This is a genomic window from Paraburkholderia sp. D1E (genome assembly GCF_052682275.1).
The window spans coordinates 5,158,189-5,174,401 of the sequence record NZ_JBQYMB010000001.1 but is presented as its reverse complement, the minus strand read 5'-3'; the positions used below and the strand labels follow the sequence as shown (position 1 = coordinate 5,174,401).

Sequence of the window (16,213 nt, the reverse complement as noted above, 5' to 3'; positions counted from 1 at the left end):
CGGGCGAAACACGTGGCGCACTCGCGCCATGCTCACCCTTCGATTCTTCCGCGCGTCACCCCGAGCAATCCCGCCATCGCCTCTCGCGCCGCCGCCGCGTCGCGGTCGCGAATCGCCTCGAACACCGCCGTGTGTTCGGCTAGCGACGCGTTGAACACGTCCGCGCGTTTCGCATTCAGGCGTAGTTGCGCCTCCAGCGTGCGCTCGATCAGCGTGCCGAGCGGAATCAGCAATTCGTTGCTGCATGCCGTCAGCACGCTCAAATGAAACTGCAGATCGGCGCGCACCCATTCGTCGACATTGCGTGCCCCGACCATCGACGCATGCGCCGCCGCCAGCGCATTGAAGGTGCCGTCCGTATGCGAGGCGGCCGCCAGACCCGCCGCGTACGGCTCGATCATCTCGCGCATTTCCTGCAACTTGAGCGCAAACGCCATCGGCTCGGCGACGCGCGAGTACCAGTCGAGCACATCGACATCGAGCAGATTCCACGCAATTTTCGGCCGCACTCGCGTGCCCACCCGCGGACGCGATTCGATCAACCCTTTCGATGTCAGCGTGCGCAGCGCCTCGCGCAACACCGTCCGGCTCACGCCGAAGGTGTCCATTAGCTCCGCCTCGCGCGGCAGGATCGAGTCAGGCGCGTAGTCGCCGCGCAGAATCGCGGTCGCCAGCAGATGAGCGACGCGCCCATGCAGATCGTGCTGAATAGCTTTCTCCCAGCGGCCTCTCGGCGCTATTGATATCGGGCCTGAGCCCGGAACGACCGCGATTATCCGGCATCTCAACCGGCGCACTCACTGCTTCGACGCCAGCCCACGCTCGGTGTCCAGCCAATATTTGGCCAATAGTACTATTAATAGTACTTAAACGCCCTTTTGTTGTAGGATGTGAATCCTCGAAATATTTCGCAGACGCCCAGGCCGCCAGGAGACGCACACCATGAAAATCACCAAGCTCGAAACCTTCATCGTCCCGCCGCGCTGGTGCTTCCTGAAGATCGAGACTGACGAGGGCATTGTCGGCTGGGGGGAACCGGTGGTCGAAGGCCGTGCGCATACCGTGGCGGCCGCCGTCGAGGAACTGTCCGACTACCTGATCGGCAAAGACCCGCTGCTGATCGAAGACCACTGGCAGGTGATGTATCGCGCGGGCTTCTACCGCGGCGGCCCGATTACCATGAGCGCGATTGCCGGCGTCGACCAGGCGCTGTGGGACATCAAGGGCAAACATCATGGCGTGCCGATTCATGCGCTGCTCGGCGGCCAGGTGCGCGACAAGATCAAGGTGTATTCATGGATTGGCGGCGACCGTCCGAGCGACGTCGCGAATAACGCACGCGCCGTGGTCGAACGCGGCTTCAAGGCCGTGAAGATGAATGGCTCGGAAGAGCTGCAGATCATCGACACCTTCGACAAGGTGCAAGGCGTCATCAACAACGTCGCCGCCGTGCGCGAAGCGGTTGGACCGAACATCGGCATCGGCGTGGACTTCCACGGCCGCGTGCATAAGCCGATGGCGAAGGTGCTGGCGAAAGAACTCGACCCGTACAAGCTGCTCTTCATCGAAGAGCCGGTGCTATCGGAAAACGCGGAAGCCTTGCGCGACATCGTCAACCAGACCAACACGCCGATCGCGTTGGGCGAACGCCTGTATTCGCGCTGGGACTTCAAACACATCCTGTCGGGCGGCTACGTCGACATCATCCAGCCGGACGCGTCCCACGCGGGCGGGATTACCGAGTGCCGCAAGATCGCGTCGATGGCCGAGGCGTACGACGTCGCGCTCGCGCTGCACTGCCCGCTCGGTCCGATCGCGCTGGCCACCTGTCTGCAGATCGACGCGGTGAGCTACAACGCGTTTATCCAGGAACAGAGCCTGGGCATTCACTACAACAAGGGCAACGATCTGCTCGACTACATCAAGAACCCCGAAGTCTTCAAATACGAAGATGGCTTCGTGTCGATTCCACAAGGCCCGGGCCTCGGTATCGAAGTGAACGAAGAGAAGGTGCGCGAAATGGCGAAGGTCGGCCACCGCTGGCGCAATCCGGTGTGGCGTCACGAGGATGGCAGCGTCGCGGAATGGTAAGCGCGTGACTGGCTTGCCTGAATGATCGAACGCCGCCTGCGGGCGGCGTTGTCTTTTCTGCCGCCGGCCAGCCGCATGGTGCGAATCCGGCGATACATCGAGCCGGGTGCGCCTCAGCCGGACGGCAGCCACGCGTTACGGTCGCGTCACGTTCGCGGCCTCGCAGTTACGTAACATCCCGGACAGAAAGGGTCGAAAATCGCATTCTCCGGCGCTTTCCCGGCGCTCCTCTGCATCGCTCAAAGCCCTTCTGATAAAGGCTTTCACGCCATTTGTTCGGCATCAGACATACGCATGGCCCAGTCCTTGCTCAAATGCATTCAAACGACAAATGCATTGGGGAACATCATGGGCGAATTTCTTCCTGACTATCTGATCCGCGAACAGGCCGCCGTCGGCGCACTGGTGGTGTTCGGCGTGCTTCGCATCCTCGGCGCGATGCTCGCCTACGAACGCGGCTGGCGCATCTCGGTCGTCGAAAAATGCTTTATCGCTGCCGCGGTGCTGTACTGCCTGCCGCAACTCTTCGATCTGCTGACGCATATGTACGGCTCGCGCGCCGCAGGCGCGGCACTGGAAGGCAAGGCAGCAGGCTGCGCGATCGCACTCTTCTGCGCGCCGATTCTCGGCCATCGGCTCGGCCTCGAATAACCGGTTTCAACGAACGGAAGCCCGCCATGCGACTGGGAAAGAGACCTGCAAAACCCGCCTACCGCGCCGGCGACGTCCTGACGCTCAGGTCCGGTGGACGCCCGATGACGGCCACCTGGACCGGGCCGGTGCTATTCGCGCCAGGCAACTGGCTGATCTGCCAGTGGTTCGGCGACGACGGCGAGTTGCAGCAGGAGATGTTTCCGGAAGAGACGCTGGAGCCGGCGCACAACGCGCTTGCCGCCTAGAGGGCAGTAACGGATCAGCCGGCCACCGCCGGGCGACCGTGTGTATTGCGCCGCACGCCTTTGCTGTGCGGCGCTTTTTTTGACCTCAGCCCAACGCGGCGAATGCCGGCACGCTGTGCGACAACACGGCCGCTGCGATGAACACGCCGATCATCGCCAGCGCTTCCAGATACAGCACGTTGACGAAGGTATGCGCGTCCATCGTCGAGGCCGTGCGGCGCAAGCGCGGCAGCGCCAGGAAGCGGTTGAGTCCGCCGAGCACCAGTGCGAGCGCGACCAGCGCGAGCTTCAGCGTCAGCACATGGCCCCATGTGCTCATCTCGATGGCTTCGAACGAGCCGCCCGAACCGCGCACGGCATTGAAGACGCCCGTCAGCAGCACCAGTCCAACCGCGACCACCGATACGTGCGACACCTGGGTCGCTGTGCGGATCAGCATTCCGCGAGCGGTCGACGTACCGAGCGCAGGCAATACCGAGAGCCCCGCCGCCATTGCCAGCCCGCCCCAGACGCTCGTGACCAGCACATGCAGCGTCTGCATGCCGATCGCCGCCGAGGCCGGGCCGGCGTCGGCCGCATGCCCGAGCGACGCCTTGCCCGCTGCAATCGCAATCACCGCGAACCACAGCAGCGCATTGCGCAGCATGCCCGTATGACTGGCCATCGCCGTGCCCAGCAACACCAGCGCGCCGGCGAAGGCCACGCTCCAGCCGTAACCGACATGGGTTTGCGTCAATACAGTCGGCACCACGCCGATGGCTGACGGCAACGCGACGCCACTCATCGACGCCGCCTGGTACAACAGCCAGCCGAGATCCGCGAGCACCAGCACGACGGTCGCCGTCAGCATCGACCGTTGCGCGCGCAACCAGGCGGGCCGAGCCGGCGCGATCTTGACCTGCGCGTCCTTGGCGAGCCACGCGCCGAGCAACGCCGACCCAACGGCAAACGCAAACGCGACATTCATGAGCGCGGCCATGGCGACCTGCCCGATCCAGAGTCCGTCGATGCTCATTTGACGATGAACGCGAAGTCGCCTTGGGTACGGTGGCCGTCCGTGGCAACCGCGATCCAGTGCACCGCATAGCGGCCCGCCGTCAACTGCGGCAGCGCCAGGTGCATCGCCTTTGCGTCACTCCTGTCGACTTGCGACGCCGCCGGCGCGGCGGGCTTGCCGCTCGTGTCGCTCAGATCGATTCTGCTGAAAGCCGGCTCGAGCGGCTCGGTGAAATGGATCGTCACTTCAGTGGGCGCGGCCACTTCGGCGTTCGCCGCCGGCTCGCTCGACACCAGATGCGCATGGGCAAAAGCCGTGGACGTCATCACCAGCGCCGCGGCGCCGAACGTCAACGCACACAGCGCCGGACGGGGGAAATTGAATAGCTTCATGTAAGGCCGATAGCGTGTGGAAAGTAAAACGGTGGACGTTGAGCCGGGGAGCGAGGGCGCCGGACAGACGCCGGCGCGCCCGGAAGTGTACGCTTCGATGGCCGGCGCGCGCGTCGGTTCAACCCGCTTTGTTACCGATGCCAACGGGAGCAGCACCTGCGCCCGTGATCCCGCAGACGAAATCGAGATACGCGGCCGCCGGCAACGCGGCGATGCGCGTCAAACTGTCGCATGCCTGTCACACCCGGAACCTTCTCTTCTGTGGCAAATAGTCATCATCACCCTTCGATGATAGAATGCTGCGTCGCCGCAGCGCCGGCTGCCCTTCACACCGAGCCGCTCGAAGTTCGGTCAGGTCCCCGATTTTGATGGAGTTACGCGTGTCTTCAAGACGCATTTTCCGCCCGTTGCTTGCCCTTCTGCTGATCGGCTCCGCGGGTGTCTATAGCGCTGCGAAAGCGCAGACTCAACCGAAGGCCCCCGATACGATGGAAGCGCGCGTGCAAGGCTGCACGGCTTGCCACGGCTCGCATGGCCAAGGTACCGACAACGACTACTTCCCGCGTCTGGCGGGCAAGCCGGCCGACTATCTGTACAACCAGTTGCAGAATTTCCGCGAAGGGCGTCGCAAGTACCCGCCGATGAACTACCTCGTCACGTATCTCTCAGACGACTACCTTCATCAGATCGCCACGTACTTCTCGCAGCAACGTCCGCCGTACCCCACGCCGTCCAAGCCGACCGTATCGGCAACCATCGTCGCGCGCGGCCAGCAGATCGTGCTGCACGGCGACGCATCGAAAGAGATTCCGGCCTGCGCGGCTTGCCACGGCAAGGCGCTGACCGGTATGGAACCCGCTATCCCGGGTCTGGTCGGCCTGCATTCGGACTACATCAGCGCGCAGTTGGGCGCATGGCGTTCGGGCTCGCGTCATGCCATCGCACCTGATTGCATGCACACCATCGCCACCCGTCTGACCGATGACGACGTGAACGCCGTCGCTGCATGGCTTTCCACGCAAACGGCCCCACAAAACCCCGTGCCGGCTCCGGCCCGCTCGATGAAGACTCCGCTTGCCTGCGGCAGCGAACCGCAATAAGGCACCGGGAGAGACACTCAAATGAAACGCAAGTCTTTGTTCGCCCTCTCGGCAGTCGTCGTCGTTGCGGCTGCCGCACTCGTTCCCGTCCTGTGGTCGGGCGGCGACAACCTGCATAACGGCACGGCTATGGCGGCAACGCCCGCCGACCAGGCCGCGCTGATCAAAAAGGGCGAGTACCTCGCCCGCGCCGGCGACTGTATCGCCTGCCACACGGTGCGCGGCGGCAAGCAGTTTGCCGGCGGCCTGCCGATGGCTACGCCGTTCGGCACGATGTTCACGCCGAACATCACGCCTGACGACCAGTACGGTATCGGCAAGTGGACGCAGGACGACTTCTATCGCGCAATGCACACGGGCCGTTCGAAAGACGGCAGCCTGCTGTACCCGGGCTTCCCGTTCACGAGCTACACGAAGGTCACGCGGGCCGACTCGGACGCGATCTACGCGTACCTGCGCTCGGTTACGCCGGTCAATGTGGCGAGCCGTCCGCACGAACTGAAATTCCCGTTCAACCAGCGCAACATGCTGATCGGCTGGCGCACGCTGTTCTTCCGCGAAGGCGAGTACAAGGCTGATCCGACCAAGTCGGTCGAATGGAACCGTGGCGCGTACCTGATCGAAGGCCTCGGCCACTGCGGCATGTGCCACACGTCGATCAACGCAATGGGCGGCCCGGTCAGCTCGGCTGCGTTCGCCGGCGGCTTGATCCCGCTGCAGAACTGGTATGCGCCGTCGTTGACGTCGAACAAGGAAGCCGGCCTCGGCGACTGGGAAACCAAAGACATCGCCGACCTGCTGAAGACCGGTGTGTCAAACCGTGGCGCGGTGTTCGGTCCGATGGCTGAAGTGGTTCACAACAGCCTGCAGTACATGTCGGACGAAGACATCAACGCAATGGCCACGTACCTGAAGACAATTCCGCAGAAGAGCGAAGCACCGGAACCGCTGCAGCTCGAAACCTCGGAAAAGTTCGGTGGCGAACTGTTGAAGCAAGGTCAGAAGATCTACGCTGACAACTGCGCGAAGTGCCACGCGACGAATGGCCTCGGCATGCCGCCGGCCTTCCCGCCGCTCGCGAACAATCAGTCGATCCAGATGCCATCGGCGGTCAACCCGATCCGCATGGTGCTGAACGGCGGTTATCCGCCGAGCACGACAGCCAACCCGCATCCGTACGGCATGCCGCCGTTCGCGCAGGCGCTGTCGAACACGGAAGTGGCAGCGGTCGTGACGTACATTCGTATGTCGTGGGGCAACCACGGTACGGCTGTCTCGCCGCAGCAAGTGTCGGATCTGCGTTCGGCGCCGCTCGACTAAGCAGCGTTCGATGCACCGGGGGCGCGGCCAGCGAAACTCGCGGCCGCGCCCTTCGTTTTTCAGGACCGGTATCATGTGGGGATAAACCCTTATGAAACCGCGCAGGAGGAAAGAGCCGTGCATGTCGGTGAGCGTTTCAACAGCATTACCCATCTCGTCGGCGCCGTACTGTCGGTGGCGGGTCTTGCTGCGCTCGTGACAATGGGCGCGCTCGACGGTGACGCGTACAAAGTGGTGAGTTTCAGTGTGTACGGTGCAATGTTGTTCGTGCTGTATGCTATCTCCACGCTTTACCACAGCGTGCGCAACCCGCGCGTGAAAGCCGTTCTGCAAAAATGCGATCATTCAGCGATCTACCTGCTGATTGCCGGCAGTTACACCCCGTTCACACTTGTTACGTTGCGCGGACCGTGGGGCTGGTCGCTTTTCGGCGTAAGCTGGGGGCTTGCCGCTCTCGGCATCGTGCAGGAACTGACGCTCGGGCGACGCACCCGCAGCGTTTCGATGGTGCTGTATGTCTTGATGGGATGGCTCGCGCTCGTTGCCGTCCGCCCGCTGGTTCAAGCCTTACCGGCAGCGGGTACCGCCTGGCTCGTGGCCGGCGGGGTCATCTACAGCGCCGGCATCTACTTCTTCATCAACGACGAGCGCATCCGGCACGGACATGGTATCTGGCACCTGTTCGTACTGGCGGGCAGTCTGTGTCAATTCGTCAGTGTCGCGCGCTACGTCGCGTGACACCCCACGGCGGCGAAATGCAACTAAAGGCCAGTCAACGTGTCTGCATAGCGCGTTGAAGCATTCGGCACGCGTTTCCCGCGTGCCGCCGATTTCTCTGCGACCGGAACCGGGCTTTGGCCTCGAACGCGCCATGCGGGCGTGTTCATGCCGCGCTTGTACCAGCTTGGGCCCATTTGGTGCCGTCTGGTGCCGTTCGCGAAACTGCATTGCAAAGAACATTTATGTCTTTTGATTCCCTCGGCTTGTCCGAACCGTTGGTCCGCGCTGTACTCGAACTCGGCTACACCACTCCGACTCCGATCCAGACGCAAGCGATCCCGGCCGTGCTCAACGGCGGCGACCTGCTGGCCGGCGCGCAGACCGGCACCGGCAAGACCGCCGGCTTCACGCTGCCGATCCTCCAGCGTCTGAACACCATGCCCGCCGTCACCACGGCCACGGGCAAGCGCGTCGTGCGCGCGCTGATCCTCACGCCGACGCGTGAGCTTGCCGCACAGGTCGAAGAAAGCGTGCGTGCTTACGGCAAGTACCTGAAGCTGAAGTCGACCGTGATGTTCGGCGGCGTCGGCATCAATCCACAGATCGGTGCGCTGCGCAGCGGCGTGGACATCGTCGTCGCGACACCGGGCCGTTTGCTCGACCACATGCAGCAGAAGACGATCGATCTGTCGCATCTCGAGATCCTCGTGCTGGACGAAGCTGACCGCATGCTCGACATGGGCTTCATCCACGACATCAAGCGTGTGCTCGCGAAGTTGCCGCCGAAGCGTCAGAACCTGCTGTTCTCGGCCACCTTCTCCGACGAAATCAAGACGCTCGCCGACAACCTGCTCGACTCGCCGGCGTTGATCGAAGTCGCCCGTCGCAACACGACGGCTGAACTCGTTGCGCAAAAGATTCACCCGGTCGACCGCGACAAGAAACGCGAGCTGCTCACGCACCTCATCAAGCAACACAACTGGTTTCAGGTGCTGGTGTTCACGCGCACGAAGCACGGCGCGAACCGCCTTGCCGAACAGCTGACGAAAGACGGCATCAGCGCACTGGCGATTCACGGCAACAAGAGCCAATCTGCTCGCACGCGCGCGCTCGCCGAATTCAAGGACGCCACGCTGCAAGTGCTCGTCGCGACCGACATCGCTGCACGCGGCATTGATATCGATCAGTTGCCGCACGTGGTCAACTACGATCTGCCGAACGTGCCGGAAGACTACGTGCACCGCATCGGCCGCACGGGTCGTGCTGGCGCATCGGGCGAAGCGATCTCGCTGGTGTGCGTCGACGAACTGCAACTGCTGAAGGATATCGAGAAGCTGATCAAGCGCCAGGTGCCGCAGGAAGTGATCGCCGGTTTTGAGCCGGATCCGACTGCGAAGCCAGAGCCGATCCTGCGCCGTGGTCAGGGTGGCGGCGGTGGCGGTGGACGTTCGCCGCGCCAGGGTCAAGGCGCGCCGAAGCGCGAGGGTGGTGGTCAGCGTGAAGGTGGCCGCCGCGACGGCGCAGCAGCGGCCAAGCCGGCGCAACGTTCGGGTCAGCGTCCGGCGAATGGTCAGCAGCAGCCGAAGCCGCAAGGTGCGAAGCCGGCCGGCAACGGTGGGCAACCTCGCCGCGACGGCCAGCGTCATGACGGCCAGCCGCGCGCAGCGGCACACGAAGGCAGCGCCGCGCAACATGCACCGCGCAAGCCGCAGGCAGCGAAGCCGCAAGGTGGCAATCCGGGCGCGTTGCTGGGCGGCACGAAGTCGCGCAACGACGCACCGCGTGGCGGCCAGCCGACGCGCAGCGGCCAGCGCGGCCGTTAAGCATCAAGCAACTGTTAGCTCGCTAGCCGTAGTCCCAGACTACCGGCTAGCCGCGGCGGCAGCTTGCTTCAGGTGCTCGATCTGCCGTTCCCATCGATCGAGCACCGTCTCTCCTGCCCCTTCCCCTGCCAGATCAAACGTAATGCCGCTCTTCAGGCGCGCATAAGGCACGCTCTGCGCCTCTCCTGTGTCGATCGAGCCGATGAGGTACACGAGGCCGCTGTCATCGCCTGTCACGCCCGCTAGCCGCGTCAAACGCAACTGCACCTGATAGAACGCTTCGTCGCAGACGAACGTCACTGCGGCGCGGCCGCTTTGCGCGATCACGCGCGCCGCCCGAGCCTGCGGCCACAATGCGATGCATAGCGAGCGCGAATCAGGCGCATACAACTCGCCGACGCCGAGCAGCGACGTGCGCACATGACCGTTCGCGTCGACGGTGAGCAGCGATGCGGTGAAACCCGCCTTGCTCGCGAGCGACGAACCATCGAACAACGTGCGGACAGCGTCAGGCCATTCGTCGAACACGATCTGTTCGAGGGGACGTTCGGGTGGAGGGGAATCACTCATCGTGTCGATCCAGTCTCAAACAGGTTGCCAAGGGTGCCAGGATCGATCATGCCTCGAAAAGCGAATGGCCCACACAAGCGGGCCATTCATCTTCATCTCTGTACGCCGTAGACTCAGCAGAAAAACATCAGCGAAAGAACACGTGCTGCGTGATCTTGGCGAGCGGATAATGCACGCCCGGCTGAATCTTGGCCGGCAGATCGAGCGGCTTGAGCAGCATCTTCACGCACATGTCCGCCGACAGATTGCGCCGTACGAGCGCATTGATGCGTGCCGCGCGTTCGCGGTTGTAGGCCGAATCGTGCACGCGCTCCGGATAACGAATCGCAAAGACATGACGCAACGCGATCTCCGAGTCTTCGTTCTTGATTTCCATCACACGGCGCATCAGCGCGCCGAGAACCGCAAGACGGCCATTGCCTTCGATCTTGTTGTACTTCTTGAAGAACTTGAAAAAGTGCTTGTAGTGACGGACTTCGTCGGTGCGGATGTTGTCGGTGATCTGCTTGAGCACCGGCTCGTCCGAACATTCGCCGATCGCGCGATACAGCGTTGCCGTACCCGTTTCCACCACACAGCGGGCGACCATCTCAAGCGCGCGGGTCTTTTCGAAGTCTTCGACCGAGCAGGTCAGCGAATACTCCTCCATGAAATGGCGGAACGCGGTGTCCCAATCGAACTCGGGCCAGACGTAGGCGATATACGTCTTGAGAGCCAGACCGTGCTGCATCTCTTCGGGCTCCCATTCCTGGTTGAGCCAGGCCGAGACTTCCGGGTCACCGTCGAAGAAAGTGCTCAGATTACTGGTGTAAAGATCGGTGCCGCTTTCGATAAACGAAGCGGCGCACAACAGAAGCAGCAGGTCTTCGTTAGCAACTGCCTTCTGGCGATCTATGCGTGTGAGGTCGATATCCTCGATCCGCCAGGGCATCACATGGTTCAGCTCAGTGTGCATTGTGTCTTTGCTCCGAAAGCTGTATCGACTCGTAGAGCGATCGAAACCGCCCACTATCGCAAGGGCGGTCCGCCGTGTCAGATACAGCGCCTTGAATTAGAGTTAACCCCTTGTATCTTGCATCTTAGCCGGTGTTTAGCAACTCTGCAGATAACCCAGCACAGACCATGCCGGACCGCCGCAGTTCCAATTTCACGGTAGTCGAATCCTTCGGTTGATTACAAGCGAACACGCAAGGCACAAAAAAAAGCCAGCTCGACGAGCTGGCTTCGGCCTGAACAGACTGTGCGCGTTAAGCGCGGCAAGGCTTGCTGCGGAGCACAACGGCCGTCAGCAACACCTTCATGCGAGCTGAACGCTTTCAAGACGCCGGACGCGCCGCATACGCCACGCGACCACGACGAGCGACAACCCCGACAGCACCGCGGCAATCAGGACGTAGTAACTTGGCGCGAGCTTGTCGCCAGTCAAATGAATGAAGGTCTCCACAATCGTCGGCGCAAAACCGCCGAAAATCGTCACGCCGATGCTGTAACCGATTGAAAGACCCGTCGAGCGCACCTGCGTCGGGAAGATCTCGGACATCAGCGCGGGCATCGGTCCAGAGTAAGCCGCCTTGAAAATGCCGGCTGTGCCTTGCAACACCAGCAGCCAACCAATCGTCGGATGAGTCTGCAACCACGCGAACATCGGATAGATCAGCGCGCCCATCAGAATCGACGTGGTCAGCATGATGCGAATCCGGCCGATGCGATCTGACAACGCGCCCATCACCGGGGACAAAATGAACTGCAAGCCGCCGTTGAGCACCACCACGCCGAACGACGCCGCCGCCGGCATGTGCAACTGCTTGACCGCGTACATCGGCATGTAGAGTTGCAACACGTACACGCCGACTGTCGACTGCGCAACGATACCCACGGCCAGCAGCAGATTCACCCACTGGTTGCTGAACGACGCGTCCTTTTCAGGCGTCGCGTGATGCTTGCCCGCAGCCTCACGCGCTTCACGCAACGCGAGAAACTCCGGCGTCTCGTCGAGATGCGAACGGATGTAATAACCCACCGGCCCAACCAGCAGACCGAACATGAACGGCAGGCGCCAGCCCCAGCTATTGAGTTGCTCGGGTGGCATCCAGGCGGTCAGAAGCGAGCCAAAGGCCGCCGCCGTGATCGCGGCCAGGCCTTGGCTTGCGAACTGCCAACTTGCGTAATAGCCACGCCGCGACGCGCTGTGCTCGACCATGAAGGCTGTCGCGCTGCCGAACTCACCGCCCACCGCGAAGCCTTGCACGAGCCGCGCAAGCAGGATCAACACGGGCGCTGCGATACCGATCGACGCGTACGACGGCATCACCGCCATCGTGAAGGTGCCGACCATCATCAGCGCGATAGCAAGCGTGAGCGCCGCCTTACGGCCCTTGCGATCGCCGTAGACGCCCAGCACGACGGCGCCAAGCGGCCGCATCAGGAAGGAGATGCCGAAGGTGGCGATGGCGAGCAGCGTCGAGAGCCACTCATCCTGCATCGGGAAGAACTGTTTCGCGATGATGGTCGCGAAGTAGCCGTAGACCAGAAAGTCGAACCACTCCAGCGCATTGCCAACCGAGGACGAAAACACGATACGCCGCACCATCGCTTTAGAAAGCGGTGCGGACGTGGAATGGGGGGATGCTGTCGCGGATTGCGACGTGGGGGTATTCATGATGTCTCCTGCCCTGCCTGATGCTGGTTGCGCTGAATGCGCATGAGGTGCTCGATGCGAGGCTGTCGCGCGCAGTCCGTTCAGGTTGCGCGCAACGCCTTGCTTTAATGGCGATTTCTTGATGCTGATCCATACGCGATGCTTCATGCATCGACGCCGGATGCAGCGAAGCGCGACCGCCGCGTAGACGGCGTCGCGCTTCGTCTGCGTCGATCAGAACCCGGCTGCCAGCCCGTCGCGACGACTATCGCTCGCCGCCACATAGCCACGGTCCGGATCGTTCCGGTCGAGCTTCCAGATGTACTGGCCAGAGCCGAAATCCATGTACGGATCGTCGACCGACTTGATCGTGTGGCCCAACTTCTGCAGTGCCGAAGCGGTCTTCGGATCGAGCGTCGATTCGATGTCGATGGTGAAGTCTCGGTTGACCTTCCAGCGCGGCGCATCGCAGGCGGCCTGCGGTTGCTGACCGTAATCGAGCATCCGCACGATCGATTGCAGGTGCCCTTGCGGCTGCATATCGCCGCCCATTACGCCGAAGCTCATCACCGCTTCCTGCTTGCCGTCCACCTGCTGCGTCAGGAACGACGGGATGATGGTATGGAACGGCCGCTTGCCGCCTTCCACCACGTTCGGCGACTTCGGATCCATCGAGAAGCCGCAGCCGCGGTTCTGCATCGCGATGCCGCTGTCCGGCACCACGATGCCCGAGCCAAAGCCCATGTAGTTCGACTGGATGAAGCTGACCATCATGCCGCGCTCGTCGGCGACCGACATGTAGATCGTGCCGCCGGCCTTCGGCATGCCGAAGTCGAATTGCGTGGCGCGCTTGTGATCGATCAGCTTCGCGCGCGAGGTCAGATAGGCATCGTCGAGCATCTGCTCGGGCGTCACTTCCATCGACCGCGGATCGGCGACGTAGCGGTAGACATCGGCGAACGCCAGCTTCATCGCTTCGATCTGCAAATGCTGCGACTCGACGTTGTCGACGGCGAGTTCCTTCACATCGAATTTTTCGAGAATGCCCAACGCGATCAGCGCCGCGATGCCCTGCCCGTTCGGCGGAATTTCATGCACGGTGTAGCCGCGATAATCCTTGCCGATCGGCTCGACCCAATCCGCTTTGTAGTTGCGCAGATCGTCGAGAGTCAACGCGCCCCCGCCTTCACGCGCAAACGCCGCAATCTGTTCGGCGATCTCGCCTTCGTAGTACGCACGCGGGCCTTGTTCAGCGAGCTTGCGCAGGGTCTTCGCGTGACCGGGAAAGCGCACCAGCTCGCTGACTTCCGGCGCGCGGCCGCGTGGCATGAAGGTTTGCGCGAAGCCCGGCAGGTCCTTCAATTCCGGCACGGCGGCCGCCCATTTGTAAGCGACGATACTCGCCACCGCGTGACCACGCTCGGCGATTTCGATTGCCGGTTCCATCAGATCAGCGAACGGCAGCGAGCCGAATTTCTGGTGCAGCGCCTCCCAGCCAGCAATCACGCCCGGGACGGTCACCGCATCCCAACCGCGCTTGGGTTGTTTGGCAAGACCGTTTTCCTCACCGTATTTACGCTTGAAGTAATCGACGTTCCAGGCCGCCGGCGACACGCCTGAAGCGTTCAGGCCGTGCAGTTTCTTGCCGTCCCACACCAGCGCGAAGGCGTCGCCACCAAGGCCGCACGACACCGGCTCGACCACCGTAATGGCGGCGGCCGCCGCGATCGCAGCGTCGACGGCATTGCCGCCTTTCCACAGCATCCGTAGACCGGCTTGTGCCGCGAGCGGGTGCGAAGTCGAAACGATGTTGCGCGCAAATACAGGCAGACGCGGTGTCGGATAGGGGTTTTGCCAGTTGAAGCCAGTCATGTCGAACACTCTCGAAAGCGCGGGCCGGCGCGCTCTCGAACGCCGGAAACCATGGGAAACGGGTAAAAACGGAGTAAAACGCGGAACCTTGGATTGCAGCGCGATCCGGCACAAAAAACAAATTCATTTATCAAATGAATAAATGCGCAAATGATCTGAATGGGTCGCCGCGCGGTCGTCCTTGATCCGAACCATGGCGCACGAGTTAGCGGACAGGACGTGCGATGGTCTTACAATACGCTCACCCCCGTTCACGCATCACCCGCTTTCCGGCTCAGCTTATCGTGCCGTTAACGGGCAGCGCCGATAAAAACCCACGACCCGAGACACATGACCCGAGACCCCCGCCTGACTCTCAATGCCCGGCAACAGGAACTGCTGGAGTGGGTGCAACGCGACGGCTTCGTGACCGTGGACGACCTCGCGGCCCACTTCGACGTGACGCCGCAGACGATCCGCCGCGACGTCAACTGGCTCGCCGACATGAACCTGCTGCGCCGCTATCACGGTGGCGCCAGCCTGCCGACCAGCTCCGAGAACGTCTCGTACACGGCGCGTCAGCGGATGTTCCATGACGAGAAACGGCGCATCGCGACGCTAGTGGCCACTCACATTCCCGACCAGGCGTCGCTCTTCATCAACCTCGGCACGACCACCGAAGAAGTCGCCCGCGCGCTCAACCGGCATCGCAGCCTGCGCGTGATCACGAACAATCTGAACGTCGCCAGCATGATGAGCGGCTATCCCGATTGCGAAGTGCTGGTGACGGGCGGCATCGTGCGGCCGTGGGACAAGGGCATTGTTGGCGAACTGGCAATCGACTTCATCCGGCAATTCAAGGTGGACTTCGCGATCATCGGAACCTCGAGCATTGAAACGGATGGCACGCTGCGCGATTTCGACACCCGCGAAGTGCGCGTGGCCGAGGCGATCATTCAGCATGCGCGCACGGTGTTTCTCGCCGCCGACAACTCCAAATTCGGCCGCCCGGCGCTCGTCCGTCAAGGTCATCTCGATCAGATCGACGCGCTTTTCACCGACGCCGCGCCGCCCACCGAGATGAACGAAATACTCGCCACTGCCAACTGCCAGGTGTATATCGCCGAGTAATTCCAGGCGTCTTCGGCCATGTTGCAGTGCACGCGAAACTTCGAGTGAAATCAAGGATCTGGCCGCTGCTCCAAACCGCCTCTGCGGGCTCCAATTGTCAAAGGGAAAATTTACTGGGGCCCCTTTGGTGTTTAACGGGCGTTTGACTACACTCCAGTTCCCCAGCGTCCGTTCCGCGTTGCACGGAGTGCTGGCAGCGTGAACCTGTCGTGATAGCCGTACCTCCCGCCTGATCCTCTAGCGGACTTCACTGGCATCTGGCCAGTCGCCGGCAAGGCCGTCCGCGTTAGCTTGACATGGAGAGAACGATGCTGAGTCCGCATGAATTCGCCACGTTGTTGCTCGTCAAGGACGCTCCCAATCAAGTCGACATGGAGCGAGAAGAACTCGACGCCCTGCTGGAACGCCAGCTTGTGCAACTCGAACGGCTCGCGTCGGGCAACGAACAATGGCGCGTGACAGAAATCGGCGACAACGCACTCCGGGCCATCAAGCGTTTGTCGTAGCACGCTGGGTTTTGAAGCCAACGACCGGTAGCATGACAACGGGCTGCGCCGCAGTGACATTGCGCGCATCCTCGTCTCTTTCATGCCGCCGCGCATTTTTTGTCTCGAGCCAGGCGGCCGCATAAACGGCCGCTTTGTTGTGCCCAATTCATTTACACAGTAAATTGACGCGACG

The 16,213-nt window shown here is 62.2% G+C and carries 16 protein-coding genes; 9 read left to right on the top strand and 7 right to left on the bottom strand.

Annotated features, from left to right (window positions below):
- Positions 1 to 32 precede the first annotated feature (32 nt).
- Positions 33 to 740, bottom strand: coding sequence for a FadR/GntR family transcriptional regulator (locus ACUN0E_RS23225; RefSeq protein ID WP_445570506.1), 708 nt, complete (start codon positions 738 to 740; stop codon positions 33 to 35).
- Between the two features lie 202 nt (positions 741 to 942).
- On the opposite strand from ACUN0E_RS23225, the gene dgoD reads away from it, so the two are divergent.
- The 3 genes from dgoD to ACUN0E_RS23210 all read left to right on the top strand — a co-directional run bounded on the left by dgoD (position 943) and on the right by ACUN0E_RS23210 (position 2,990).
- Positions 943 to 2,091 carry a galactonate dehydratase gene (dgoD, locus tag ACUN0E_RS23220; protein ID WP_408240928.1) on the top strand — a complete coding sequence of 383 codons (1,149 nt, stop codon included), beginning with the start codon at positions 943 to 945 and terminating at the stop codon, positions 2,089 to 2,091.
- Positions 2,092 to 2,439: 348 nt separating this feature from the next.
- Entirely contained in the window at positions 2,440 to 2,742 is a 303-nt protein-coding gene (locus ACUN0E_RS23215) for a hypothetical protein (RefSeq protein ID WP_408218326.1), read from the top strand.
- A gap of 26 nt (positions 2,743 to 2,768) precedes the next feature.
- Entirely contained in the window at positions 2,769 to 2,990 is a 222-nt protein-coding gene (locus ACUN0E_RS23210) for a YodC family protein (protein WP_445568062.1), read from the top strand.
- Positions 2,991 to 3,075: 85 nt separating this feature from the next.
- Here the strand turns inward: ACUN0E_RS23210 and ACUN0E_RS23205 are convergent, their stop codons facing one another.
- Positions 3,076 to 4,005 (bottom strand): CopD family protein, encoded by a 930-nt coding sequence (locus tag ACUN0E_RS23205; protein ID WP_445568061.1) that lies wholly within the window; start codon positions 4,003 to 4,005, stop codon positions 3,076 to 3,078.
- A complete protein-coding gene (copC, locus tag ACUN0E_RS23200) occupies positions 4,002 to 4,379 on the bottom strand; it encodes a copper homeostasis periplasmic binding protein CopC (RefSeq protein WP_445568060.1) in 378 nt (125 codons plus the stop codon). The genes ACUN0E_RS23205 and copC overlap by 4 nt, the downstream gene beginning before the upstream one ends.
- 368 nt (positions 4,380 to 4,747) lie before the next feature.
- On the opposite strand from copC, the gene ACUN0E_RS23195 reads away from it, so the two are divergent.
- The 4 genes from ACUN0E_RS23195 (at position 4,748) to ACUN0E_RS23180 (ending at position 9,342) form a co-directional block, all read left to right on the top strand.
- Positions 4,748 to 5,479: a c-type cytochrome gene (locus tag ACUN0E_RS23195; RefSeq protein ID WP_445568059.1), complete on the top strand. Its 732-nt coding sequence runs from the start codon at positions 4,748 to 4,750 to the stop codon at positions 5,477 to 5,479.
- 21 nt (positions 5,480 to 5,500) lie between these two features.
- Positions 5,501 to 6,799, top strand: coding sequence for a c-type cytochrome (locus ACUN0E_RS23190; RefSeq protein WP_408240913.1), 1,299 nt, complete (start codon positions 5,501 to 5,503; stop codon positions 6,797 to 6,799).
- A gap of 117 nt (positions 6,800 to 6,916) precedes the next feature.
- Entirely contained in the window at positions 6,917 to 7,537 is a 621-nt protein-coding gene (gene trhA, locus ACUN0E_RS23185; protein ID WP_408218312.1) for a PAQR family membrane homeostasis protein TrhA, read from the top strand.
- 224 nt (positions 7,538 to 7,761) lie between these two features.
- Complete coding sequence (locus ACUN0E_RS23180; RefSeq protein WP_408231539.1) at positions 7,762 to 9,342, top strand: DEAD/DEAH box helicase; 1,581 nt, start codon at positions 7,762 to 7,764, stop codon at positions 9,340 to 9,342.
- Between the two features lie 39 nt (positions 9,343 to 9,381).
- Here ACUN0E_RS23180 and ACUN0E_RS23175 read toward each other — a convergent pair whose 3' ends face one another.
- From ACUN0E_RS23175 to ggt, 4 genes are all read right to left on the bottom strand, one after another.
- Positions 9,382 to 9,912 carry a hypothetical protein gene (locus ACUN0E_RS23175; RefSeq protein WP_445568058.1) on the bottom strand — a complete coding sequence of 177 codons (531 nt, stop codon included), beginning with the start codon at positions 9,910 to 9,912 and terminating at the stop codon, positions 9,382 to 9,384.
- Positions 9,913 to 10,039: 127 nt separating this feature from the next.
- Positions 10,040 to 10,867, bottom strand: a complete 828-nt coding sequence (locus ACUN0E_RS23170) for a ferritin-like domain-containing protein (protein WP_408231533.1) — start codon at positions 10,865 to 10,867, stop codon at positions 10,040 to 10,042.
- Between the two features lie 342 nt (positions 10,868 to 11,209).
- Complete coding sequence (locus tag ACUN0E_RS23165) at positions 11,210 to 12,571, bottom strand: MFS transporter (protein ID WP_445568057.1); 1,362 nt, start codon at positions 12,569 to 12,571, stop codon at positions 11,210 to 11,212.
- A 213-nt stretch (positions 12,572 to 12,784) separates the two neighbouring features.
- Positions 12,785 to 14,422, bottom strand: a complete 1,638-nt coding sequence (gene ggt / locus ACUN0E_RS23160) for a gamma-glutamyltransferase (protein WP_445568056.1) — start codon at positions 14,420 to 14,422, stop codon at positions 12,785 to 12,787.
- A gap of 330 nt (positions 14,423 to 14,752) precedes the next feature.
- Here ggt and ACUN0E_RS23155 point away from each other — a divergent pair, with 330 nt between their 5' ends.
- Positions 14,753 to 15,532: a DeoR/GlpR family DNA-binding transcription regulator gene (locus tag ACUN0E_RS23155; RefSeq protein ID WP_445568055.1), complete on the top strand. Its 780-nt coding sequence runs from the start codon at positions 14,753 to 14,755 to the stop codon at positions 15,530 to 15,532.
- 308 nt (positions 15,533 to 15,840) lie between these two features.
- Positions 15,841 to 16,038 carry a hypothetical protein gene (locus ACUN0E_RS23150; RefSeq protein ID WP_408231521.1) on the top strand — a complete coding sequence of 66 codons (198 nt, stop codon included), beginning with the start codon at positions 15,841 to 15,843 and terminating at the stop codon, positions 16,036 to 16,038.
- Positions 16,039 to 16,213 lie beyond the last annotated feature (175 nt).